This window comes from Reichenbachiella sp. (assembly GCF_039941815.1).
Classification (GTDB): Bacteria; Bacteroidota; Bacteroidia; order Cytophagales; family Cyclobacteriaceae; genus Reichenbachiella.
In genome coordinates this window covers 35,927-58,885 of sequence record NZ_JBDVDW010000032.1, presented here as the reverse complement: position 1 = coordinate 58,885, position 22,959 = coordinate 35,927, and the positions used below count along the sequence as shown (strand labels likewise).

The window sequence follows — 22,959 nt, the reverse complement described above, 5'->3', positions numbered from 1 at the left end:
TTAACTCTTAAAAAGCTTTCGCATTACTCTTCTAAATTTTTTCACCTTTTTGTTATTTAATTTATTGAACAGCTTTCTAGAGAAGCTTAGACCAATTTGATTTTCATCAAAATTGTATCCGGCGTGACTAAAAATAGCAACCAGATTTTTGGCCATTTGTTCATAAACATGCCGTTTATAGTGTCGAATATGCTCATTCATATCAAGCTTGCTATGAATAATCTTTCTTACATCAAGTAAGTAACAATTATTATTCTCAGCCACAAACTGCTCTAAAACAAGATTCATTTCTTTGTGACGTGCCTCAATTGTCTTGTCATCAAGAGGGTCTATTTCCGATCCATTAATAAACACAATTTTGGCTTTGCTTGATTTGCGAATAACCTCCAAATTACTTAAAAACTCTTGGGGTGAAATCAAGCCAATGTTTATGTGATTTTCTCTGAACTGACTTAGATATTCTTCTTTTATTTCAGCTGCTCCTAATTTAGTGTATTTATCTACGATATGCTGAATTTGCTTTGGGTCTGTCCAATTTTCCTTGGCACCTCCATGGCATACTTTATACCCTTCATTTGGATTGTGATACACAAACTGTCTGTAATCCATTAAAACGCTATAAATAACCAGATCGATATCGTTATCAAATATTCTGGTTAAGTAGTTTTGTGGAAAGACAAACGGTATTTTTCTGATTATTTCATTACGAGTTTCCTGACTTAATCTTATTTGATCTGCGAGATACTGAGTATGCTCAGCGTGTATAGCAATATTGGTTGGTGATACTCCATTTGTTTCCTCTATGAATTCAATGTTATAACCAGATAGGTAGTGTAATATCTGGCGTAAATCACAACCACCTCTTAATATTACTTTTAGTTTATTTTCCCCTAAACTTACTTGAGAATTGTGATCCATATGAGTTTCTGAGATCCAATCAGGAGCAGATTGGTCTAGCTCCGTGGCTACCTCTCCAACTACTTCTAGCTTAGGGAAGCCAAGTTTTGAGTACACAAATTGTTCTACTCCTAAATTTAGTGTTCGGCAGGAAAAGACAAAATGGACTAGTTTGTGATTTTTTGTATCCAAACAATAGTATCCAATAATTCCATAATAACCATATCGATCTGATACTTCTACGTACCCTTGTTTATAATCTGGATTAGAGTTATAGCTTTTTAGCTCTTCAACTCCAATTCTTAATTTGGTGTAGTTAAGTTGATTTGTTCTTTCAATTAATTCAATAATTCTGTCAAAGTTGGGATCGATATTGTTCCCAATATGAACTTTGATTTCCGACTGTTTAAGAAATTGCGAATTATCAGAGAAATTTTCGCTATCAGAACTTTTTTGTTCCAGTATTTTGTAGTGATTTAGTCTTTCAAGTTGTTCATCGTTTTTACCCTGAAAAGAACTATGCCCCAGAATTTCAGGAATGAACTCAGGATCCTTGGCATTTATTTTCTCATTGTAAAATTGAACCTCTTCAAGGTTAAGATAGTTGTCGTCTAGGAACAAGCAATTTACAGGACGCAACTGTGCCAGCTCTATTAATTTTTTTACCATTAATCCTTTTGGTGTCCAATCTATTTGTGGAAACACAAAGAACTCCCAGACACCTAATTCGATAAGCTTTTGTTTGGCATTTTGAAAATCATTCTTTGAAACTATGCTGTTAATAATTCCTCTGCGACTTAATTCTTTAACAAGGTCAATATTATATTGAAGAGGGCTAATACCTTCTTCTGATAAGGTACCATTCCAAAATGTTTCATCTAAATCCCAAATGACAAGCTTAATCTTTTCCATATATCACTTTCACTTGTTTAATATTAAGTAATCAATGAAATATCGTACTACTCCTTCGCCACCTTTGACTGGAAGTAAGTTTATGTTTGGAAGTTGTTTGATACTATCAACGGCATCTTGAGGACAGGCAGCCAATCCAACGTTCATAAGAATTTCTTTGCAATTGACATCATCTCCAATATAGGCTACTTCGTCTAGTGAGATTTGCTCTTTTTCACAGATGGATTTGATGGCTTCTAGTTTACCGCCACCTGATGCCCCCTGTTTCAGGTAGTCTATTTTCATCTTCTTAGCTCTGTTGGCCACGATCTCGGTGGTCTCTGAAGTAATGATTGCAGTCTTGATTCCTTGATTTCGAACAAGTTCAAAACCCTTGCCGTCTCTGGTATTGAATTTCTTCATTTCATCTCCAGTTTCTGTATAGTACATACCAGCGTCAGTCAGGACGCCGTCTACATCTGAGGCTAAAAGTTTGATTTTATTACTTTCTTTTTTCGAAAGGATGTTTCGATATAATAGCTGCTCAACAATGCCCCAGTCGTCCGGTTCGTCAATTTCATAGCCAGAGTATTCTGGCATCTCTACTACTTGAATTCTACCAGACAGGCGATTTTTGCTCACCATGATATTTTCAACAGTATTTATATAAAAAGCACCGTTTTCCATCAGAAGGCCATCAAAATCTTGCCTTCTTGGACGTTTTTGATAGTCATAGTTCAGTGGAGTGCCGTTAGAATTCCAAAAGAATCGTTTTGAAGAAGATGCTGACAACACCGAATCACAATCCGACTCGGCAAGTAAGGCAAACCCATCGGAGATGGCACTTGCTGTAATAAAGGGGTTTGTGGCTTGCACAAGCATGAAGTTAGACTTAGGATCTGGAGATGTTTGTTCCAAAAATTCCAACATTACACTTTCAGTAGACGCTTGATCCTGTGCGTTCACTTCTGACCTTCTAAACAGCTTTACCTTGGTAAAATTAAAATTTAATACAACTTGATCGATCTCATCTGAATCACTCGCCACCCAAATTTGATCGATTTCGACAGAATCCTGCAGAGCTTTGAGGCACCAATAAATTAGAGGTTTTCCTGCTAGTGGTTTGATATTCTTTTTGGGAATTCCCTTACTTCCAATTCTTACAGGAACAAAGCCAATATTCATTTCGATGTTACTATTTTCTATTCTTTAATTTATCTCTTTGGACTTGTTCGATTTCCAGAATTTCTGACTTTTTGTAGGAAAGAGATTCATATGTTGCATTGAGGTCTCTAACTAGTTTTCTGAGGCCGGCAGGCTCTAGAGAAGCGGCGTGATCTGTACCTTTCCAAGTTCGATCCTTGGTAAAATGTCTTTCGATCCAAGTGGCTCCAAGGGTATAGGCTGCGTTGTCAATGGCAATGCCCAGGTGATGGCCGGAAAAACCAATGTCCTTTACTCTATCAACATACTTTTCTCTTAGGGTATTTATTTCTAGAAGACAAACATCATGAAATGGAACTGGATAACCTGAAGTGCAGTTATAAATAATCAATCTGCCTTTCGCCTGATTTGTAGTTTCAAAGAATTGAACAACTTCTTCGACTTCATCTTTGGTGGTCATACCAGTAGAAATGTGAACTTCCCCTTCATATTCGTCCCTTAGAATTTCTAACATGCGATAATTGTTATTGCACGCAGAAGGCACTTTAATCAGTTGCGGGTTGATAGATACAATCTCTTTGGCAGATACTTCTTCCCAAACAGAGGTTGAATATACGATACCAATCTTCTCGCAGTATTTTTTGAGCTCATTGTGCTGCTCTGTAGAAAACTCCAAAAATTCTCTATGTTCACCATAAGTTTCGCCATATGAGTTGGCAGGGTTTGGATGAGGGGCACTGTATTGCTCTTCGGTTAGTAAGGTCTTATTATGCCTCGTTTGAAATTTGGCAACCTCTACGCCGCATTCCTTAGCCAGATTCAGCAATTCAAGAGCTGTATCGAAATTTCCTTTATGATTACAGCCTATTTCAGCAATTATCTTGGGTTTGTTATACGTTATTTTCATCTACAGCTTTTTTATATTCTTTTGATAGTTGTTTGAAAAAATAGGTGACATACAGCCGAAATAGGGCGAAGCCAAATCCTAACATCATAAAAATTAATAGAATAATGAGTCGTTTTGGCTCACTTTTCTCAACTGGAACTACGATAGGATTAATAACAGAGAATACCGGAGTATTTTTTTGCTTCTCTAACTTTACTTGTTCGAGTTGTGTTGTAATATTTTGAAAGATGCTGCTTGCCACTTGATATTCGAACTCAATTCTTTTTTGTTCATATAACAACGATTGGGTCATAATATTTTGATTGCGATCAAAAAATCTTGAGGCCTTAATTTGAACAGATTGTAATGTCTTTTGACTTTCGATGTATTGTGTTTCCAAATAGGCAATGGTATTATTATTCTTAGCTAATTTATAGTCCTCTACATATTCTGTAAGTAGTGTAAATACCTGCTTAACTAAATCAGCACTTGCCATTGGTGTAGGCATTTTGGCTGTGATGTTAATAGTTCCATTCATTTCATCGGTTTCCAATGTGATTCTTTCGGAAAGTGATTCCATGATTTCAAGCTCTTCTTTAGGAATCTGATAAATGCCATCTTCTATTTTTGCTACAACTGGATTTTCCATTGGAAATAGGACTGACTTTAGTTTGCCAATCAGCCCGATAGTATACTCTTTTAGATAGTCTAAAACGTTTTTCCCGCTAGCAATTTTGTGATCGTAATATGAGGTAGAGGTTTTAGCATTAAACTTGATTGGTGTTTGAATCAAGGTGTACAGAAACTTCTTGCTTTTTATAACGTCCTGATAAAGCGCCGGAGAAATAGATTCTCCTGATGAGAATTGGGCACTACTTAGCCCAGCTAAACTTCCAAATCTTTCCAGAAGGCCACCTCCAATAGATTCATCACCCGATTCTGGCATTACTTTCATTGAGCTTTGAAATTCTACGGGAAGAATTAAGGCGAGTGCAACACCTATAATGAATGCAATAATTACACTAGTGATGATCTTCCGTTTTTCTTTGATCAGCACTGCAATGACTTTGAATATGTCATGTGAGGACTCTTCCATAAACTATATTAGGTCTCCTATTATCAAATGAATATAAGCTATTTTATGATTTATTAATTGGTTAACCTGTCGATAACCAGTGCTAATGTTGCAATACTTGACCCAATCGCAACCCAAGCCTGAGCTGTCATTGGCTCTCTTTCTGGTTTTTTAGGAACTACGATTTCAGCCCCTGGTTCAACTTTCGGGTAATTTTTGAAAAACAAAAAGTTTGTTGTCTGGGCAGATGTACCATTTGCATAGATAACATAGGATTTAGATTTCTTCGCTCTTTGATCAAAACCGCCTGCAGAGGCAATGAATTTTTTGAATTTAAATGATTCATCATGACGGACATTACTTGGATAGAGCACTTCACCTCTGATTCTAACAGTTTGGTATTCTCTTGGAATACTTAATACGTCTCCTTTACGTAGAATGAGGTCGTGTTTACCATTAGGATCCTTGAGAATTTTCTCCAATTCAATACCAATGGATTCCCTCTGCCTAAAAATTTGAGCGCTATCTGCGAATAGCGTGTCTTTCTTGAATAAATAGGTAAGATCCTCTTTGCGGATTTTAGCAGCATCATTACTAGATTCATCGTTCAACCCTATCAAATTGCCTTTTTCGTCGTAAATAAATGCTTCTTCTGGAATATAATACTCAGTTCTCCTGATTAGAGTGGCACCTTTTGCATAAGCAAAACTCGTTAGTCCGCCTGCTCTAGTTAAAATTGAAGAAATCTTTTCATCTTTCTGATCAAGTGCATAGATGCCTGGAAATTTTACTTCACCTTCAATCTCTATTACTTCTTGTTCGTCATAATACGGGCTTCTTCTAATTACGACCAAGTCAAAGGGACCTAGTTCAAAGTTAGATGCTTCTGGGCTCAATGTTAGGTCTTTACTGACACTAAAATTAAACACTTCGGCTGTGTTGTTAAAATCTTCTGCTTTATCAGGGTTAATTCTTCTTGCTACTTCGACAAATGAGCGGGCTGCTGATTCTTTAAATCCACCAGCAAGATATATAAGGTTTTCAACAGTAGTACCAGCTATATATGCATATTGTCCTGGACGCTGAACTTCTCCTTCTATGGTCATATAGAATTCTTCCCTCAGATCATAAATAGATTGAAATTTAACCAGGTCGTCACTTTGAAGTTCAATGGTTTTTGTGCCATCTAAAATGAGTTTTGGATCAAATCCGATACTTGACAATGAATAGTCAGCATTTTTTCTGATAATTACTCCTCTCTGCATGAAAACATCTCCTCTTAGTCCGTCTGCCCTCTTGATCAGGTCTAGTAGACTTAGTCCTGTCGTTAATTCGTATTCTCCTGGATTTAGTACAGGGCCTTCTATGGTGACCCGATTTATGAATTCATTGGTAATTTGGCCTACGAATATCTCATCACCATTATATAGATTAAAGGAGCTTGCCTCTTCCAATTTCACTGATTTCACAGTTTTAAAATTATTTTCAACTCTTCTTAAGCTAATTACCCCTCTGTAGGCAACATTGGTAAATCCACCTGAAAAAAGCATCAGATCATCAAAAGTTTCACCTTCAAGCATTTCATAGATGGCTGGATTTTTAACTTCACCATCGAAAACCACTCGATTGCCATACGGTCTGACTATAATCAAATCTTGATCTTGTAAAGTGATATTGTCACCTGTACCTCTAATTAAAAAGTCATAGGCGTCTAGCGTAGATATTAACTTTTTAGATCTAAAAATTTCTATCTTCCTTAATGAACCTTGCTCAGTAGGTCCGCCGGCACTGTATAGTGCGTTGAAGGCCGTACCAAACGAGGATAAAGAAAAGGTGCCAGGTTTTTTGACTGCTCCTATTACATGAACACTAATAGATCGCATCTGCCCCAGTGATACATCAGCAAATGAACTACTACCAATTGTGCTATAAATTCTCTTTAATCTCGAAATGATCTTCGACTTAGCCTTTTCAACTTCCAGACCGGACACATAAATGGGGCCTAGGTTTGGAATTCTAATAGAGCCTTCCGGTGATATCATCACTTGATAGGTTTGCTCCGATGCTCCCCAAATGTCAACTACTAATTCATCTCCTGGGCCCAAAACATAATGGGCTGGGGTTGGCATATTTAGTCCTGGCTCGAATGATAGAGAACTATTCTCGAAAATTTCCATACCAAAAATTTTCAACCCTTCTTCTATCTGTAAGGAATCAATCAGTATATCTGCAAATGGATCATTGGCAAGAATATCCTGTTGCATATCTTCATTATCTTCTTCGTATTCGAAGGATTGTGAGGTCCTATTCCTTGTGGTTTCCTGGTCTGAAGCGTCTTCTGTACTTCCAGATCTTACCTGCTCGATTCTCTCTCTTAGCTTTTGAATTTGAATCTCACTCATGCCTCGAGATTTTGCCATGAGAATCAACTGTTCTTGGGTATATCCACTTGATTGTACCTTGTTGATGAATTTTAAGATTTGATCATCAGAAAGTTCATCTACCTCAATACTACTAAGATTGTTTATGTCCAGTTGTTGTTGTGCTACCAGGGGATACAAATTGCCAATTAGAAGCAGGACAACTGATAAATAGAGTGCTTTTCTTGCCATTTTATTTATAATTCGGGCGCTAAATTAGATTGTTTTGGAATAAATAACGAGGAAGGATAGGATTAATACTCATATTGAGGTCAATTGCAGTTTTGAATTGACTAGCTGGTTTACCCTTTAGCAATTAGAGAATATATCTTATGCTCAAATCATGTTATCCAGGCAAGCGAAACCTGAGATTTCAATTAGGTATTACTTAGGGCGTCACCAAAAAATGCGGGTTGAGCAAATTCTCCTTGTTGTATTGCACCATGTTATCACTATCTCTTTGTAGCACCTTTCCTCCGGCAGCTCTAACGATCATGTCAGCTGCAGCAGTATCCCATTCCATGGTAGGAGCAAACCGAGGATAAAGATCAGCTTTTCCTTCTGCCACAGCTAGTAATTTCAAAGAACTACCCATGCTTACTACTTCGGGTTCGTTTAGCTCGTCCATGAATGCTTGAGTATCAGGCGTAAGATGGGAACGTGAAGCTACCACCTTAAGTCCTTTTTGATCCATTTGAATGTTGTTAGTGGAGAGAGGAGTTTCTTTCCCCTCTGATAACAAAATGGCTTGTTCACCAGTGCAAGCATAATATAGCTTTTCTTGAACAGGTACTTGAACGACACCTAGTACAGGCTCATTTTTATGGATCAAAGCGATGTTTACAGTAAATTCTCCGTTTTTCTTAATAAACTCCTTAGTACCATCTAATGGATCGATCATCCAGAAATATTCCCAGTCTTTTCGCTCTTCATAGGAGATATCACGGCCTTCTTCACTTAGAATTGGAATGTCCGTTTTCTCTAGTTCAGCCACAATGGCTAAATGTGAAGCCTTATCCGCTTTGGTAAGCGGAGAGTCATCCGACTTCGCTTCTACTGAAAAATCCCCAGTTTCGTAAATTTTCAGTATCTCGACTGCCGCATTTACAGCAGCAATTTTGGCTATTTCTAGCAGTGGTTTCAGATCCATTTTTTTAAGGAAATTTAAACAATCATTCCGGCTGCTACGGTCTCGTTTGTAGCTTCATCAACTAAAATTAGACTTCCCGTAATTCTATTTTTTTTGTAAGAATCTGCTAATAGAGGTTTAGTTGTTCTTAACTGCATTTTACAAATATCATTTGCAGTGATGTCTTTATCCTCTTCGTTTCTGTGCAGGGTACTAATATCCAGTTTATAACTTATTTCTTTAATCATTGCTTTGGCATCTGAGGTTGTGTGCCTGATTAAGTATTTAGCCCTTGGTTTTGGTCCTCGAGGGTTCAACCAGCATACCATCACTTCTATATCCTGAATGGGTTCTGGTTTGTTGTTTGTTCTGACAATCATATCGCCTCGTCCCACATCAATATCATCCTCAAGCTGGATGGAAACAGACATAGGCGCGAAGGCCTCTTCCAATTCCCCATCTAGGGTGTCTATCGACTTGATCTTTGAAGTAAAGCCTGAGGGCTCTACAGTGATTTCATCTCCGGGTTTGAATACACCGCTTGCAATTCTGCCGGCATATCCGCGATAATCATGGTATTTGTCATTTTTTGGTCTGATGACAGTCTGTACAGGAAATCTACAGTCGATGTGATTGTGATCACTTCCAATGTGGATATTCTCAAGGGTGTACAGTAGGGTAGAGCCTTGATACCATGACATGTTTTCACTTCTGTTTACCACATTATCACCATTGAGAGCGGAGATTGGGATAAAACGAACATCTTTTACTTCAAGCTTTGAGGCAAAGGATTCATAATCCTCCTTTATTTTTTCAAAAACCTCTTCACTATGATCCACAAGGTCCATTTTATTGATGCAAACAATGACATGTGGGATTTGAAGTAGTGATGCGATGATTGAGTGTCTTCTTGTCTGTTCTATGACTCCCTTTCGTGCATCAACCAGAAGTAATGCACAGTTAGCGGTAGACGCACCTGTTACCATATTACGTGTGTATTGAATGTGGCCGGGCGTATCGGCAATGATAAATTTCCTTTTTGGGGTAGCGAAATATCTGTACGCAACATCGATCGTAATGCCCTGCTCGCGTTCGTCTTTAAGCCCGTCGGTCAAAAGAGCTAAGTCTGTATGTTCGAGACCCTTTCTCTCACTAGACTTTGCTACTTGGTCCATTTGATCTTCGAAAATAGACTTCGAATCATAGAGTAAGCGACCAATCAATGTACTCTTTCCATCGTCTACACTACCTGCTGTGGTAAAGCGGAGCAATTCCATGTCCAGGTAAGAGTTGTTATCGTGTTTTTTGTTATCCATTGTCTTAATGATTGACTTTGCTTAATTCTAAAAGTATCCTTGTTTTTTTCTATCCTCCATAGAGGTCTCTGAACGCTTGTCGTCTTCTCTGTTTCCTCGTTCGGTTTGACGAGCAGAGGCCACCTCGTCAACGATTTTCTCTAATGTATCCGCATCAGATTCATCTCCTCCGGTGATGGTGATATCCCCAAGTGTACGGAATCTGATTCTTTTTGTCACGATTTCTTCGTCTGCTGCAATTTGAATGTGGTCAGATACTGGCAACCAGGTGTTGCTCCTTCTAATCACCTGTCTTTCATGTGCGAAATATAGACTTGGAAGTGCAATATTTTCTGACAAGATATATTGCCAAACATCCATCTCCGTCCAATTGCTGAGCGGAAATACTCTGAAGTGCTCACCCATGTGACATCTACCATTGAAAATGTTCCAAAGCTCAGGGCGTTGATTTTTTGGATCCCACTGGCCAAATTCATCTCGGTGAGAGAAAAAACGTTCTTTAGCTCTGGCCTTTTCTTCATCTCGTCTAGCACCACCAATACACGCATCAAATTGATGCTCTTCAATAGTGTCAAGCAAAGTGACAGTCTGAATGGCGTTTCTGTTTGCGTTTTTGCCCTTTTCTTCCGCTGCAGCTCCATCGTCAATTGACTTTTGAACGGATCCCACAATTAATTTGACTCCTAGCTCGTCCACATATTTGTTTCTGAAATCCATGGTCTCCGGAAAGTTGTGCCCAGTATCTACGTGTACAAAAGGAAACGGTATTTTTGACGGAAAGAATGCTTTTTTAGCTAGGTGAGCTACGCAAATGGAGTCTTTCCCTCCTGAAAATAATATTGCTGGATTTTCAAATTGAGCAAAAACCTCTCGCAAAATGTAAATAGCTTCTGCCTCGAGTTCTTTTATGTGTGTAAGATTATAGTTACTCATTATCTATTTGATTTTTTCTATTACAAGGTCATAAATTTTCTGGACCCCTTCATCTATTGTCAATTTGTGTGATTCTATTTCAATGTCCGGACTTAGAGGTGCTTCAAAAGGAGAGTCAATTCCTGTGAAGTTTTTTATTTCACCTCTTCGTGCTTTGGCATACAGTCCTTTCACATCTCTTTTCTCACATTCTTCCAATGGGCAATTGACAAATACTTCAATGTATTTTTCGCCCATTTTCTCACGAATTTTAGCTCTCTCTTCTTGGAAAGGAGTGATGAAGGCTGTAAGCACAACCGTGCCAGCATCCACAAAAAGGTTTGATACCTCAGTTATCCTTCTCAGGTTTTCCTTTCTACTCTCATCTGAAAAATCCAGATCCTTGTTCAACCCACTACGAATATTGTCTCCATCGAGTATGTAGGTGTTGATGCCCTCGTTGAATAATTTGGTTTCAAGGTTGCTGGCAAGAGTGGATTTTCCAGAACCTGACAGTCCAACAAACCAGATTAAAAAGGGTCTATAACCCAATTTCTTCGCTCGGTCTGCTTGAGTAATCTCGTGATTATGAGGTATAATATTTTCGTTCACTCTTCTTCTAAGTTTTTTCTATCTAATCCCAGATTTACGCGGTACCATATTTCCTCATGACCATAATAGAAGGCCATCTTAAGGACAGATTCAACTAGTGCTATTAATGTTGCTTTCTCGAGTGCATCGTCGTGTCCTCCAAACAACAATAGCGCCAGCAAAAATGTGGTTGCCGAAGCGATCACTCGCCAGGTTATGGCCTTAGCAATGTGCCGCATTCTAGTATTCAATTTCGTACTAAGTCTAAACCAAATTCTTTCATGAAAATAATAGATCACTATTTTCAGCAGAGTCTCAATAACAGTAAGCCAAGATGCCAGAGCTATCTCTGCTTTACCGAAGAAAGCTAAAGTTAAAGAAAAAGTGGTGGTCGAGGCTATGATTCGCCAAGTGACGGATTTAGCTATATGTCTGACCCTACTGTCCATATTTATATCGATTTAATTTAAGATAAGAGTGTTGAAAACGCTTGAAATTTTGATACAGTGTACTAAAATAAAGCATCAACAAAGAGTAGTCGATCGACGAGTCGTATATGTCAATAAATTTTCCAATATCCTATCTGTAGGGTTAAATGAGGCGCAAACTTAGTAACAAAAGTTAATTCAGGCAGCATCAGACTGCAAAATCTATAAACTTCCATCGGAAATAGTAGTAGGCAGCACGCCTTTTACGTCATAGATGACGGCACTTTGATTGATCTGACTCCAATCGAGTGATTTAAAGTCATCATGAGCTACCGCTAGAATATAGGCTGAGTAGTGATTGGAGATGTGTGTTTCTAAGTTACGATCATATTCCTCATTCACTTCTTTTGGATCAGCCATTGGGTCATAAATTTTCACCTTTATGTTATATTCTTCAAGTTCCTGCGCTATATCAAGTACTTTGGTATTTCTGATATCAGGGCAATTTTCCTTGAATGTCAGACCCAGGATAAGCACTTCGGCATTTACAATCTCTAGTTTTTTGACTGTCATAAGTTTTATAACCTCCTGAGCTACATGTTTGCCCATGTTGTCATTAATTCTTCTGCCAGCTAGAATTACTTCTGGTAAATATCCCAGACTCTCCGCTTTGTGAGTCAAATAATATGGGTCTACTCCTATGCAATGACCGCCAACCAATCCAGGTTTAAATGGCAAGAAGTTCCATTTTGTGGCTGCTGCCTCGAGTACCTCGTGAGTATCGATTCCTATTTTGTTAAAAATCAAAGACAGTTCATTGACAAATGCTATGTTAATATCACGTTGTGCATTTTCTATGACTTTGGCCGCTTCAGCTACCTTGATCGAAGACGCCAAATGTGTACCTGCCGTAATAATGGATGCATAAAATTCATCTACTTGCTGTGCTATATGCGGCAAGCTGCCACTTGTTACCTTTTTAATATCCTTAACACCTCTTTCTGTGTCTCCCGGATTGATTCTTTCGGGAGAATATCCACAGAAAAAATCTACATTGTACTTCAAATTTGAAGTATTTTCCAATAGTGGTACACATTCGTCTTCAGTACAACCAGGGAAAACGGTAGATTCATAGACTACAATGTCACCTTTTTTGAGATACTGACCTACAAGAGACGAAGCCCTTTGGAGAAGACTTAAATCTGGGTTATTGTTTTTATCAATGGGTGTAGGAACGGTTAATATATAAAAGTTGGCATCCGACAGATGGGCCGGCTGATCCGAAAAGTTGAGGTTTGACATGTTTCTCAGATCTGACTCACTTACTTCCCCTGTCCGGTCTTGTCCATTATTTAATTCCTTGATTCTATCCGAATTAATATCAAATCCAAGAACCGGATACTTTTCGGCAGCGGCTATGGCAAGTGGTAGCCCGACATATCCAAGACCTATTATAGCAATTTTATATTCCATATGTCCTTAAATTGGGGTTTTCCAGATTAGATCCCATTTGATTTAACTTTTGAGCTACAGCACAGTCCTTATACTTTTACTTTTTTCATAAAGTACTCCAGTGTTGGTTTCAGTCCTTCGCTACGCGAGAATTTTGGTTCCCAGCCCAACAGTTCTTTTGCCTTTGTAATATTTGGCTTGCGCTGCTTTGGGTCATCAGTTGGTAAAGGTTTATATGCGATCTTGGACTTACTGCCCGTCAGCTTGAGAATTTCTTCGGCAAATTGGTTTATAGTGATCTCACTTGGGTTTCCTATATTGACCGGATCTGCACAATCACATAATAGTAGCCTATAGATTCCCTCGACCAAATCGTCGACATAGCAAAATGACCTTGTTTGAGAACCATCTCCGAATGCCGTAAGATCTTCTCCACGCAGTGCCTGGCCAATAAACGCGGGTAGCACACGTCCGTCGTCTAATCTCATTCTAGGACCATAGGTGTTAAATATTCTCACAATCCTGGTTTCAACTCCATGAAACGTGTGATATGCCATCGTGATGGCTTCCTGAAATCTTTTGGCCTCATCGTAAACGCCTCTAGGGCCTACAGGATTTACATTGCCCCAGTATTCTTCAGTCTGTGGATGTACCAGTGGATCACCATATACCTCGGAGGTGGAGGCTATCAGCATGCGTGCTCCTTTGGCCTTAGCCAGTCCCAAAAGATTGTGGGTACCAAGTGAGCCAACTTTTAAAGTCTGAATAGGCATCTTGAGATAGTCTATTGGACTGGCTGGCGAGGCAAAATGCATTATATAATCCAACTCACCAGGAATATGGACAAATTTGGAAACGTCGTGATTATAAAACTCAAAGTCCTCCCTATGAAAAAGGTGTTCAATGTTGTCTAGCGAACCTGTAATGAGGTTGTCCATTGCAATGACATGACAGCCTTCTTTCAAAAATCGATCGCAAAGGTGTGATCCAAGAAAACCTGCTCCTCCAGTAATTAATACTCTTTTTTTACTCATCGGTATCTAAAAATTAAATTGGGCGCCTTGAAAAGCGCTGTAAGTTTTGTCTCTTTCGGATAAGAGAATATCGTTTTGATCCAATTGCCACTTGATATTTATGTCAGGGTCGTTGTGGCAAATACCTCCTTCATGCTCTGGAGCATAAAAATTATCTACCGCATAGAAGATTTCGGCTTCTTCGGAGAGCACAAGAAATCCGTGGGCAAACCCTTTTGGAATGAATAACTGATTTTTCTTATTCTCTGTTAGTATAGTAGAAAAGTGTTTTCCGTAGGTAGGCGATTGAGCACGAAGATCAATGATTACGTCCTGGATTTCACCTCTGGTAGCTGTTATCAGCTTTGCTTGTGAGTAGGATGAGGACTGAAAATGCATTCCGCGTAAAACGCCTTTGGTGGATTTCGAGCAATTGAATTGCACAGGAGTAAAATTCGTTCCTGTTTGTTTGCTAAAAGCTTGCTGGTTGAACCATTCAAAAAAATAACCTCTGTTATCCTTATGCAAAGTTGGCTCTATTTCGTAAGCACCTTGAAGTGCGAGTGCTTCGATTTTCATTTCGATTTCAATAGATTGATTAAGTATTCTCCATATCCACTTTTGATTAGTGGAGTAGCTATTTGCTCAAGTTGGCTTCCGTTGATATATCCCATTTTATAGGCTACTTCTTCAATGCACCCAATTTTGAGCCCTTGACGTTCTTCGATGATTTGCACAAATGATCCGGCTTCGTTCAGGGACGCAAAAGTACCGGTATCCAACCAAGCCGTCCCTCTGTCCAATATTTGGACTCTAAGTTTTTTTTGCTTTAAATACTGATTGTTGACTTCGGTTATTTCCAATTCCCCCCTAGGGCTAGGTTTTATGGTCGCACTTATCTGGACCACTTCGTTGTCGTAGAAGTACAATCCTGGCACGGCATAGTTGGATTTAGGGTTTGCTGGTTTTTCTTCAATGGATAGTGCTTTATTATTTTGATCGAAATCTACTACACCATATCTTCCTGGGTCTTGTACGTGGTAGGCAAAGACAATTCCACCATCAGGGTCAATGCACTGCTGTAGTTTGGCTGAGATCCCAGAAGCATAAAATATATTGTCTCCTAGAATAAGCGCTACCTTGTCTTGTCCGATAAATTCCTTGCCAATCAAAAAAGCTTGAGCCAGGCCTTCAGGCTTTTCCTGAACGGCATATTCGAAACGGCAGCCTAATTGACTACCGTCTCCTAATAGTTTTTCAAAAAGAGGCAAATCCCTGGGCGTTGATATGATTAAAACTTCTCTGATGCCAGCGAGCATTAGAGTAGACAAGGGATAATAGATCATGGGCTTGTCATAGACAGGCAAGATTTGTTTACTTACTGCCATAGTAAGTGGGTGTAATCTTGTGCCTGAGCCTCCCGCTAGTATTATTCCCTTCATATTTGTATTACGGCCTTATGCCCGGTATTCTGGCTGATTATTTTTTGCCTCAAAACTAGCTATTAGAAATTGAAATGGGAATTTAATCTTGAATGATTACTCCACTCGCTTCGAAATTGTACTCCATTTTTGGCTCCGTGATTGAGGCAATGTACTCTTCCGATTCTCCTGCGTCTTTCGCAAAATGTTTAAGATCCTCAATAGACGTTTCTTGTTTTTTACAAAAACCTTGGATGATTGCTTTTTTCCCTTCCATTCCAGATTTGGGAACAAAGAAACCATAGTCCTTAAAAGTCACTCTAAGCGAATTCTCATCTCCTGTTTTCAATTGCATCCAGCAACCCTTCACCGCACATGTTTTTTCAATATCTGCGACTAAAGTCATTGGCACAGAATCCGATTCGCTCATCAGGGTGGATAGTTGTGCTATGCCTGTAACATTAGAGGGGTCAAAAGCTTCTCCATAGGACACCTCTTTGGGTTGCTCCTTTACGGTTTCTTTTTTCCCACATGCAGTCGCTAAGAGCACTGTAATAGTTATCAAAAAAAGGTTTTTCATTTTAATTTAGATTTGAGTTGTGTTATCCGATTGTATGATTCTATAATGCGAGCATATGGGATTTCTTCTGAAACCACGAAGCTCTTAATTATTTTGTGTATTTCAGCACCTGTTCTTCTCTCATTTCCCGGCACATTGTTGGCAAAGAGCATGACGTCTACTCCGGCATTGATAGCCATCTTAATGGATTCTTCAAAGCCATAATTTTTTGATATTGCATGCATCTGCATGTCATCCGTAAAAATCACTCCCTGGTAATCTAATACACCTCTTAGAATGTTGTTGATTACGTAGGGCGAAAGCGTGGCAGGAAGCATGGATGGATCCAGATGTTGGTTTATTATATGTGCAGTCATAATACCATCTACACGTCCTGAGTCAAGGAGCCATTTGTAGGGCATCAGCTCTGAAAACTGCCAGGTATTGCTGACATCGGCTATCCCGAGATGAGAGTCGTTTTCAGAACTACCGTGGCCGGGAAAATGCTTCAGTACAGTTATTACATTATTTTTTCTGTGCACATCGACCACTATCTGAGCATGTGCTGCCACAGTTCTGGGGTCTTCGGAATAGCTTCTACCCAATTTCGATATGACAGGATTGTCAGGGTTAATAGCGACGTCTACGTCAGGTGCATAGTTGACATTGAACCCATACTCTGCCAAAGTGAACGCTGTTTGATTTGCATAGTAGGCAGTAGAATCTAGATTATTGATAATTCCTAATTCTCCTGCTTCTCTGGTCACCGGAAAGCCATATTTAGGTTTCAACCTATTTACCCGTCCACCTTCTTCGTCTATACTAATAAACAGTTTATAATTGGAAGCTTGATTGAGCAAGTCGATGGTTCGCTTAAGCTGTTTTTTAGGGTTGTCTTTGTGAATATTTTTTTCAAATAGTATAACCCCTCCTACTTTACCTGCTCTAATTTCTTCCAGTATTTCTGCGTCATTTGGCAGATAGGAAAAGTCGCCTATTCCGGTTAGAATCATTTGGCCAATCATTAGATCCAAGCTTACCGAATCGTCTTCTACAGTGGACTCCTGGGCATATGCATATGTTGTGATTGAGATTAAAACGCAGTATAGAAAAAGCTTATTCATACTTTAAACCTTAAAATTTGATGCAATATAAGTAACTAATTCTGTATACTTTTGCAGGCACTTTGTTTTAAAGCGCACATACAATGCCACTTTTTGGTGCTTTGAAATTATAACACTAGTTTTAGTTTATGCAAATCGAGCCCGGCCAGTTATTAGCCCAAATCAATTCTCCCGCAGACATGAAAAGTCTGGATGCTGTACAGCTGGTGAAGCTGTCTGAGGAGCTCCGACAATATATAGTAGATGTAGTTTCAGTGTATGGCGGTCATTTTGGCGCAAGCCTAGGCGTAGTAGAGCTTACGGTAGCCCTTCATCATATATTTGATACACCTGAAGATCAATTGGTTTGGGATGTTGGGCATCAGGCTTATGGTCACAAAATTTTGACAGGGCGAAGGGATCATTTTCATACCAATCGATTTTACAACGGGCTTTCGGGCTTTCCAAAGAGAAAAGAAAGCGAATATGATGCTTTTGGGGTTGGGCATTCGTCAACCTCGATATCGGCAGCTTTGGGAATGGCAGAGGCCTCCAGACACAAAGGGGAGAAGGATAAGCAGCATATAGCTGTCATTGGAGATGGAGCGATGACCGGAGGAATGGCATTCGAGGCCATGAATCATGCCGGCGTATCTAAATCAAATCTACTTATCATTCTCAATGACAACTGCATGTCTATAGATCCAAATGTAGGTGCACTTAGAGATTACCTGACTGATATTACGACTTCAAAGACGTATAATAAGATGCGTGATGAGGTTTGGAATATACTTGGTAAAATAAGCAAATTCGGGCCTAACGCTCAGGAAATAGCCTCAAAGGTAGAGAGTAGCGTAAAGTCATTTTTGCTAAAGCAAAGCAATCTTTTTGAATCGTTGAACCTAAGGTATTTTGGACCTATTGATGGTCATGATGTAAACCATCTTGCGAGCGTACTTCAGGACCTAAAAGAAATTCCAGGTCCGAAAATTCTTCATGTTCTGACTAAGAAAGGAAAAGGATATTCTCTCGCGGAAAATGACCAGACCAAATGGCATGCACCTGGCACCTTCGACAAATTCACCGGAGAGATTCACAAAAAAGTATACGAGACTCCGCAGCCTCCAAAATATCAAGATGTATTTGGCCATACTGTGGTGGAGCTGGCAGAGAAAAATGACAAGATCATGGGAATAACGCCGGCGATGCCGTCGGGTTCCTCAATGAATATTATGATGAAGGCGATGCCGGACCGAGCTTTCGATGTGGGAATTGCGGAGCAGCATGCGGTAACATTCTCTGCGGGTCTGGCTACTCAAGGATTAATACCCTTTTGCAATATTTACTCAACATTCATGCAACGCGCGTATGATCAGGTAATTCACGACGTGGCGATACAAAATTTGAATGTGGTCTTTTGTCTTGACAGAGCTGGGTTTGCCGGAGCAGATGGACCGACCCATCACGGTAATTATGACCTGTCGTACTTTAGGTGTATTCCTAATATGGTGGTATCCGCACCAATGAATGAATGGGAGTTAAGAAATTTGATGTACACTGCACAGCTGCCTGATCAAGGCCCTTTTTCAATTCGTTACCCCAGAGGAAATGGTGTATTACCAGATTGGAAATCAGCATTCGAAGAGATAGAAGTAGGAAAAGGAAGGCAATTGTGTGCTGGTGATGATTTGGCGTTTGTTACCATTGGCCATATCGGCAATTATGCAACTGAGGCTTGTGAACGTCTTAAGAAAGAAGGAGTTGAAACAGCACACTTTGATATGCGTTTTGTAAAACCGATTGATGAGGAAATGTTGCATCAGGTATTCAAAGAATACAAATATGTAATCACTGTAGAGGACGGCTGTCTACAAGGTGGGTTTGGCAGCGCTATTCTGGAATTTATGGTGGATCATAATTATCAAAGTAAGGTACTCCGACTTGGAATTCCAGACAAGGTAGTAGAACACGGCACTCAGATGGAATTGCACAAAGAATGTGGCTTCGATCCGGAAGGGCTATATCTCTCCGCTAAAAAACTTCTAACATTAGAGACGGTATAAAAGAGGCAGGTCTGACTTCATAAGTGGCCAGACCTACTTGTTGTATTTTATCCCATGGCTTGACCAAATTTAGATAAGGAATAGATGACGGATATTATAAAATACCGTTGCATGGTATTGTAGCGCTGATCTTCAATATAATTACTATCATTTACCCTATTGATTCCGACGTTCTGATCCAGAAGATCGAAAGCATAGAGCTTAAGTTGAGCTCTGTCGAATTTCATAAAACTTCGAGATATATAAGCACTCAGCAAGGGGAACGTTGCATTATCGCTAAACGAATCACCGTGATAAGTGATATAGTCGAAGTTGGTTTTTAAGGTCCATTTTTTAAAGAAAGATAGTTTGAAGTGGCTATAGTATGACACTTGACTAAAGCTTTGATTTAGAGCCTTGTTTTCGGAATATTTGGTAACGTTGTGAGCAAGCCTCAAACCAGTCTTCAAATCGAACACCTTCTTTTTTCTGTTTTCTATACTGAAATCGTAGGAATTGATCCATCTGTCTGTGTTGTTTTTTACCTCATCAATGAATTGTATTCCTCGATTATAAGTGGAATTAATGTCCAGATTGATTTTTGCTCCCAGGTCTCTGATCGGTGTGCCGAATGATGCATATGAGTTGAGCAAAATGTCTTCATGGACATTGACAGGCCTCATGACTTGCACAAAATCTTCGTTGATTGACACACTATTGATGATTCGATCCTTTGTGTAAACGCCGCGAAGTGAGAGAAACAAATTTGTAAAATTGAACATATCAAATAGACGATAATTGAGATCGAACATGTGACGATATTCAGCCTTAAGATCCGGATTGCCTATATACTGTTGTAGGGGATTGCTATTGTCGACGAACGGCTGAAGTTGAGTTACCTCTGGTGCATTGATGCCGGTTCGGTAGCTGACTTCCAGGTTCTTGGATGAGGAGAATTCATGGCTCCACCGAATACTGGGTAAAACATTGATGAACGATCTACGGACTTTACTAATCTCGTTGTCATAGGTTCCGTCTAGAGATGAACTTTGCATTTCTAGTCCCATGGTGATCTTAGATTTGTCTCGACTCACCAGATACCGAATTCCACCACGATGGTAGTCGAATTTTCTGCTATAGATATTGCTTAACTCTGCATTAAAAGTGGATAATCCGTTTGTTTCCTGATCATAAAATTGCTTGGAAAAAGTGCTTTCTGATCCGGCATAGAGATATGACAGCGACATATATTTTCTACCGCCTAGAGGCTCAGTATAAGTTACAGAAGCACCGTAGTTAAGAATAGTTTCGTCCTGATCTTGAAACTGATCGACGGTGTTAAATTCGCTGATCTGCTCGTTTGAATAGAAAGTATTTTCTGCCCGCTGATCTGCTTCTTTATCATCATTTTCATTGCCAATATTTGAGTCTACTACAAAGGTTCTTCCAGTCGAATTCAGACGTGCTCGATAGAGTGCTCTGGTCGAAAAGTTGAAATTGGAGCCATTAGATTGATTTACGAATGCGTTAGTATTGGCGAGTACATCATTTGTATCATAGGTTTCATTATACGAAAGATTAGTTAGAGAACCGTTATTGCCTTTCACTGCGCCACGTAAGGTCAAATCCTGATTTTTCCAGCCATGTTTCAGCCGGAAGTTTAGTTTGTGACTGTAGTTGTCTGTGTCACTATTTTGATTTTGTGTAGACAGGTATTTACCATTCGCAATTTTGTTTTCTCTTTCACTAGACTGAATCAATTTATTTTGAATTCCGGTGAAGAAATAATTCGACTCAATGAATGTATTTTTTGAGAAATCGTGATTGTAGTTTAGTCCCAGAGATTGTGAGGAAGTCACTCCGTTTGTAGGCGTCATCCCGATATCGTCAATAGAGATATTGATACGTCCCCCGCCTCCGGCTAGCCCTTGCAGTCCGCCAGAAAAATTAATATAATCGTCAATTGAGAAATTTTGTTCGTTGGTATTATTTATGGCACCTAGTAATGACATTTGTGATTTCGAATCAAATCGATTGAGGCTAGTTTTACCTTCATGTCGATCATCAGACCCGTATCCGGCAGTTAAATCTCCGAATATTCCATTTTTATGATCGTCTTTCAAAGTGAGGTTTATGGTCTTGCTTCTTTCTCCATCGTCAATGCCTGTGAATTCTGCTAGATCTGAAAGTTTGTCAAATACTTGTACCTTATCTATAGCCTCTGCCGGCAGGTTTTTTGTTGCAATCTGCGGATCGTCGCCAAAGAATTCTTTTCCATCTACTAATATTTTTTCGACCTCCTCACCTTGTGCTTTGATGGTGCCGTCTTCTTCTACTTCCACCCCTGGAAGTTGCCTCAGCAATTCTTCGACCTTGTCATTAATTTGTGTAGAAAATGCTGCAGAATTATACTCTATTGTGTCTTTCTTAATCATTATCGGTATGTGATCTGCTGTGATCTCTACAGCATCCAATTGATGGCTGTCTTCAATCAATAGAAACTCTCCAAGATTTGTAAGACCACTGACGGTGACTTTGCGACTTGTATTAACAAATCCCAAATAGGCAATCTGCATAATGTATTCTCCTGAAGGAATGTTTCTTATTTGAAAATAGCCTTCTGAATTTGTGATGGAATACCCAGCCATAATCGAGTCCGATGGCTCTAGCAGTACGGTTGTTGCACCTACCAATGGGTTATTATCCTTATCGGAAATGGTGCCATAGACCAAAAATCTTTCAGGACTCTCTTGAGCATTTACATAGGGTACCCATGCTGTAATCAGCATGAGGCACCAGACTAAAGTTTTCATTATTGTCGCTCGATTCTTCTGATCATCATACCTCCATTTCCGGAGATTTCTTTTTGCTCGGCCATTCGTTTTTCAACAATTTCCTGAAACTCTTCACGTGACACTTTTTTCCCATTTTTTGGCGCTTTCAATAGTGATTGATCAACTGTTTCAGTTTGAATCTCAACAGCCGAATAGGTCATTCGGCCCTCTCCAATGTCCAGAAGCAATATCATCCCCGGTAAACCGCCATAGGTGGCTGGTCCAGTTGACACGGGTATTATCAGGGCAAACCAGGCACTTACCGCCTCTTCACCTTCTTCAATTACTAGCATGGCTTTTTGACATTGATACCCAAGGATGGTCCGCTTCTCAGGGAAGATTTTCCATGGGTTGGGCTTCGATCTTGAAATGAGGAATTGCTTCCCAAAAAATTCACGACTTTCTACTACTTCCTTTTTACCAAGATCCCTGAATACAAAACTTTCAGGTCGTTTGATGTTAATTACCATCCCACCATCTTGCTCTTGATTGAGCATTTCGACATCTTCCGCAGCCTTATCTTTGTAACTACGAAAAATACTGTATTCATTATTAAACAGGAGTTGATTTTTAGCACTGATTGACTCGGGCATTCTGGATTTAATTGCCTGTCCATTTGGACCGTCAAAATCCAGTTCTAGTTTTCTTTTTTCTTCAAAGACTACAGATCCTTGATTCTGAGAGAGGCTTACAAAGGGCATGATAACGCCCATTAGAATAATTAGCTTTTTCATTTGATTATGATTTTAGTTTGGACAAGGATACTCTTCGGAATCAGTGTAGGATGTTGCTATTGCAATAAGAAATGTTATTGGATGTGAAGTCT

19 protein-coding genes are annotated in these 22,959 nt (G+C 39.4%); 1 reads left to right on the top strand and 18 read right to left on the bottom strand.

Annotated elements, in window-relative coordinates:
- From ABJF11_RS07535 to ABJF11_RS07460, 16 genes are all read right to left on the bottom strand, one after another.
- Positions 1-1,809 (bottom strand): hypothetical protein, encoded by a 1,809-nt coding sequence (locus ABJF11_RS07535; protein WP_348119168.1) that lies wholly within the window; start codon positions 1,807-1,809, stop codon positions 1-3.
- A 9-nt stretch (positions 1,810-1,818) separates the two neighbouring features.
- On the bottom strand, positions 1,819-2,973 hold the full coding sequence (locus ABJF11_RS07530; RefSeq protein ID WP_348119167.1) for an HAD hydrolase family protein: 1,155 nt from the start codon (positions 2,971-2,973) through the stop codon (positions 1,819-1,821).
- Between the two features lie 10 nt (positions 2,974-2,983).
- Positions 2,984-3,859: an N-acetylneuraminate synthase family protein gene (locus ABJF11_RS07525; RefSeq protein WP_348119165.1), complete on the bottom strand. Its 876-nt coding sequence runs from the start codon at positions 3,857-3,859 to the stop codon at positions 2,984-2,986.
- The gene (locus tag ABJF11_RS07520; protein ID WP_348119163.1) at positions 3,843-4,934 is read right to left on the bottom strand and encodes a Wzz/FepE/Etk N-terminal domain-containing protein; all 1,092 of its coding nucleotides are present in this window, start codon (positions 4,932-4,934) and stop codon (positions 3,843-3,845) included. The genes ABJF11_RS07525 and ABJF11_RS07520 overlap by 17 nt, the downstream gene beginning before the upstream one ends.
- A 53-nt stretch (positions 4,935-4,987) precedes the next feature.
- Entirely contained in the window at positions 4,988-7,525 is a 2,538-nt protein-coding gene (locus tag ABJF11_RS07515) for an SLBB domain-containing protein (RefSeq protein WP_348119162.1), read from the bottom strand.
- 196 nt (positions 7,526-7,721) lie between these two features.
- Positions 7,722-8,483, bottom strand: a complete 762-nt coding sequence (gene cysQ / locus ABJF11_RS07510) for a 3'(2'),5'-bisphosphate nucleotidase CysQ (protein ID WP_348119161.1) — start codon at positions 8,481-8,483, stop codon at positions 7,722-7,724.
- A 14-nt stretch (positions 8,484-8,497) separates the two neighbouring features.
- A complete protein-coding gene (locus ABJF11_RS07505; protein WP_348119160.1) occupies positions 8,498-9,778 on the bottom strand; it encodes a GTP-binding protein in 1,281 nt (426 codons plus the stop codon).
- A gap of 27 nt (positions 9,779-9,805) precedes the next feature.
- Positions 9,806-10,711: a sulfate adenylyltransferase subunit CysD gene (gene cysD, locus ABJF11_RS07500; RefSeq protein WP_348119157.1), complete on the bottom strand. Its 906-nt coding sequence runs from the start codon at positions 10,709-10,711 to the stop codon at positions 9,806-9,808.
- Positions 10,712-10,714: 3 nt separating this feature from the next.
- Positions 10,715-11,302 carry an adenylyl-sulfate kinase gene (gene cysC, locus ABJF11_RS07495; protein ID WP_348119154.1) on the bottom strand — a complete coding sequence of 196 codons (588 nt, stop codon included), beginning with the start codon at positions 11,300-11,302 and terminating at the stop codon, positions 10,715-10,717.
- Positions 11,299-11,730 carry a DUF2061 domain-containing protein gene (locus tag ABJF11_RS07490; protein ID WP_348119153.1) on the bottom strand — a complete coding sequence of 144 codons (432 nt, stop codon included), beginning with the start codon at positions 11,728-11,730 and terminating at the stop codon, positions 11,299-11,301. Before ABJF11_RS07490 ends, cysC begins: the two co-directional genes overlap by 4 nt.
- Positions 11,731-11,931: 201 nt before the next feature.
- Positions 11,932-13,182: a nucleotide sugar dehydrogenase gene (locus tag ABJF11_RS07485; RefSeq protein ID WP_348119151.1), complete on the bottom strand. Its 1,251-nt coding sequence runs from the start codon at positions 13,180-13,182 to the stop codon at positions 11,932-11,934.
- A 68-nt stretch (positions 13,183-13,250) separates the two neighbouring features.
- A complete protein-coding gene (locus ABJF11_RS07480; RefSeq protein WP_348119150.1) occupies positions 13,251-14,195 on the bottom strand; it encodes a UDP-glucuronic acid decarboxylase family protein in 945 nt (314 codons plus the stop codon).
- A 6-nt stretch (positions 14,196-14,201) separates the two neighbouring features.
- Positions 14,202-14,753 (bottom strand): dTDP-4-dehydrorhamnose 3,5-epimerase, encoded by a 552-nt coding sequence (gene rfbC, locus ABJF11_RS07475; protein WP_348119149.1) that lies wholly within the window; start codon positions 14,751-14,753, stop codon positions 14,202-14,204.
- Positions 14,750-15,616, bottom strand: a complete 867-nt coding sequence (gene rfbA / locus ABJF11_RS07470; RefSeq protein WP_348119148.1) for a glucose-1-phosphate thymidylyltransferase RfbA — start codon at positions 15,614-15,616, stop codon at positions 14,750-14,752. The genes rfbC and rfbA overlap by 4 nt, the downstream gene beginning before the upstream one ends.
- An 82-nt stretch (positions 15,617-15,698) precedes the next feature.
- Entirely contained in the window at positions 15,699-16,175 is a 477-nt protein-coding gene (locus ABJF11_RS07465) for a DUF4920 domain-containing protein (protein WP_348119146.1), read from the bottom strand.
- Positions 16,172-17,278, bottom strand: coding sequence for a glycoside hydrolase family 3 N-terminal domain-containing protein (locus tag ABJF11_RS07460; protein WP_348119145.1), 1,107 nt, complete (start codon positions 17,276-17,278; stop codon positions 16,172-16,174). Before ABJF11_RS07460 ends, ABJF11_RS07465 begins: the two co-directional genes overlap by 4 nt.
- A gap of 128 nt (positions 17,279-17,406) precedes the next feature.
- Between ABJF11_RS07460 and dxs the strand changes: the two genes are divergently transcribed.
- On the top strand, positions 17,407-19,320 hold the full coding sequence (dxs, locus tag ABJF11_RS07455; RefSeq protein ID WP_348119143.1) for a 1-deoxy-D-xylulose-5-phosphate synthase: 1,914 nt from the start codon (positions 17,407-17,409) through the stop codon (positions 19,318-19,320).
- Positions 19,321-19,367: 47 nt separating this feature from the next.
- On the opposite strand, the gene ABJF11_RS07450 is transcribed toward dxs, so the two are convergent.
- Positions 19,368-22,112, bottom strand: coding sequence for a TonB-dependent receptor (locus ABJF11_RS07450; RefSeq protein ID WP_348119142.1), 2,745 nt, complete (start codon positions 22,110-22,112; stop codon positions 19,368-19,370).
- A complete protein-coding gene (locus ABJF11_RS07445; protein ID WP_348119141.1) occupies positions 22,112-22,867 on the bottom strand; it encodes a GLPGLI family protein in 756 nt (251 codons plus the stop codon). The genes ABJF11_RS07450 and ABJF11_RS07445 overlap by 1 nt, the downstream gene beginning before the upstream one ends.
- Positions 22,868-22,959 lie beyond the last annotated feature (92 nt).

Bases quoted from the DNA above. Each gene is read 5' to 3' on its own strand.
- ABJF11_RS07535 (WP_348119168.1), bottom strand. From the start codon at position 1,809: ATGGAAAAGATTAAGCTTGTCATTTGGGATTTAGATGAAACATTTTGG.
- ABJF11_RS07530 (WP_348119167.1), bottom strand. From the start codon at position 2,973: ATGAATATTGGCTTTGTTCCTGTAAGAATTGGAAGTAAGGGAATTCCC.
- ABJF11_RS07525 (WP_348119165.1), bottom strand. From the start codon at position 3,859: ATGAAAATAACGTATAACAAACCCAAGATAATTGCTGAAATAGGCTGT.
- ABJF11_RS07520 (WP_348119163.1), bottom strand. From the start codon at position 4,934: ATGGAAGAGTCCTCACATGACATATTCAAAGTCATTGCAGTGCTGATC.
- ABJF11_RS07515 (WP_348119162.1), bottom strand. From the start codon at position 7,525: ATGGCAAGAAAAGCACTCTATTTATCAGTTGTCCTGCTTCTAATTGGC.
- cysQ (WP_348119161.1), bottom strand. From the start codon at position 8,483: ATGGATCTGAAACCACTGCTAGAAATAGCCAAAATTGCTGCTGTAAAT.
- ABJF11_RS07505 (WP_348119160.1), bottom strand. From the start codon at position 9,778: ATGGATAACAAAAAACACGATAACAACTCTTACCTGGACATGGAATTG.
- cysD (WP_348119157.1), bottom strand. From the start codon at position 10,711: ATGAGTAACTATAATCTTACACACATAAAAGAACTCGAGGCAGAAGCT.
- ABJF11_RS07490 (WP_348119153.1), bottom strand. From the start codon at position 11,730: ATGGACAGTAGGGTCAGACATATAGCTAAATCCGTCACTTGGCGAATC.
- ABJF11_RS07485 (WP_348119151.1), bottom strand. From the start codon at position 13,182: ATGGAATATAAAATTGCTATAATAGGTCTTGGATATGTCGGGCTACCA.
- ABJF11_RS07480 (WP_348119150.1), bottom strand. From the start codon at position 14,195: ATGAGTAAAAAAAGAGTATTAATTACTGGAGGAGCAGGTTTTCTTGGA.
- rfbC (WP_348119149.1), bottom strand. From the start codon at position 14,753: ATGAAAATCGAAGCACTCGCACTTCAAGGTGCTTACGAAATAGAGCCA.
- rfbA (WP_348119148.1), bottom strand. From the start codon at position 15,616: ATGAAGGGAATAATACTAGCGGGAGGCTCAGGCACAAGATTACACCCA.
- ABJF11_RS07465 (WP_348119146.1), bottom strand. From the start codon at position 16,175: ATGAAAAACCTTTTTTTGATAACTATTACAGTGCTCTTAGCGACTGCA.
- ABJF11_RS07460 (WP_348119145.1), bottom strand. From the start codon at position 17,278: ATGAATAAGCTTTTTCTATACTGCGTTTTAATCTCAATCACAACATAT.
- dxs (WP_348119143.1), top strand. From the start codon at position 17,407: ATGCAAATCGAGCCCGGCCAGTTATTAGCCCAAATCAATTCTCCCGCA.
- ABJF11_RS07450 (WP_348119142.1), bottom strand. From the start codon at position 22,112: ATGAAAACTTTAGTCTGGTGCCTCATGCTGATTACAGCATGGGTACCC.
- ABJF11_RS07445 (WP_348119141.1), bottom strand. From the start codon at position 22,867: ATGAAAAAGCTAATTATTCTAATGGGCGTTATCATGCCCTTTGTAAGC.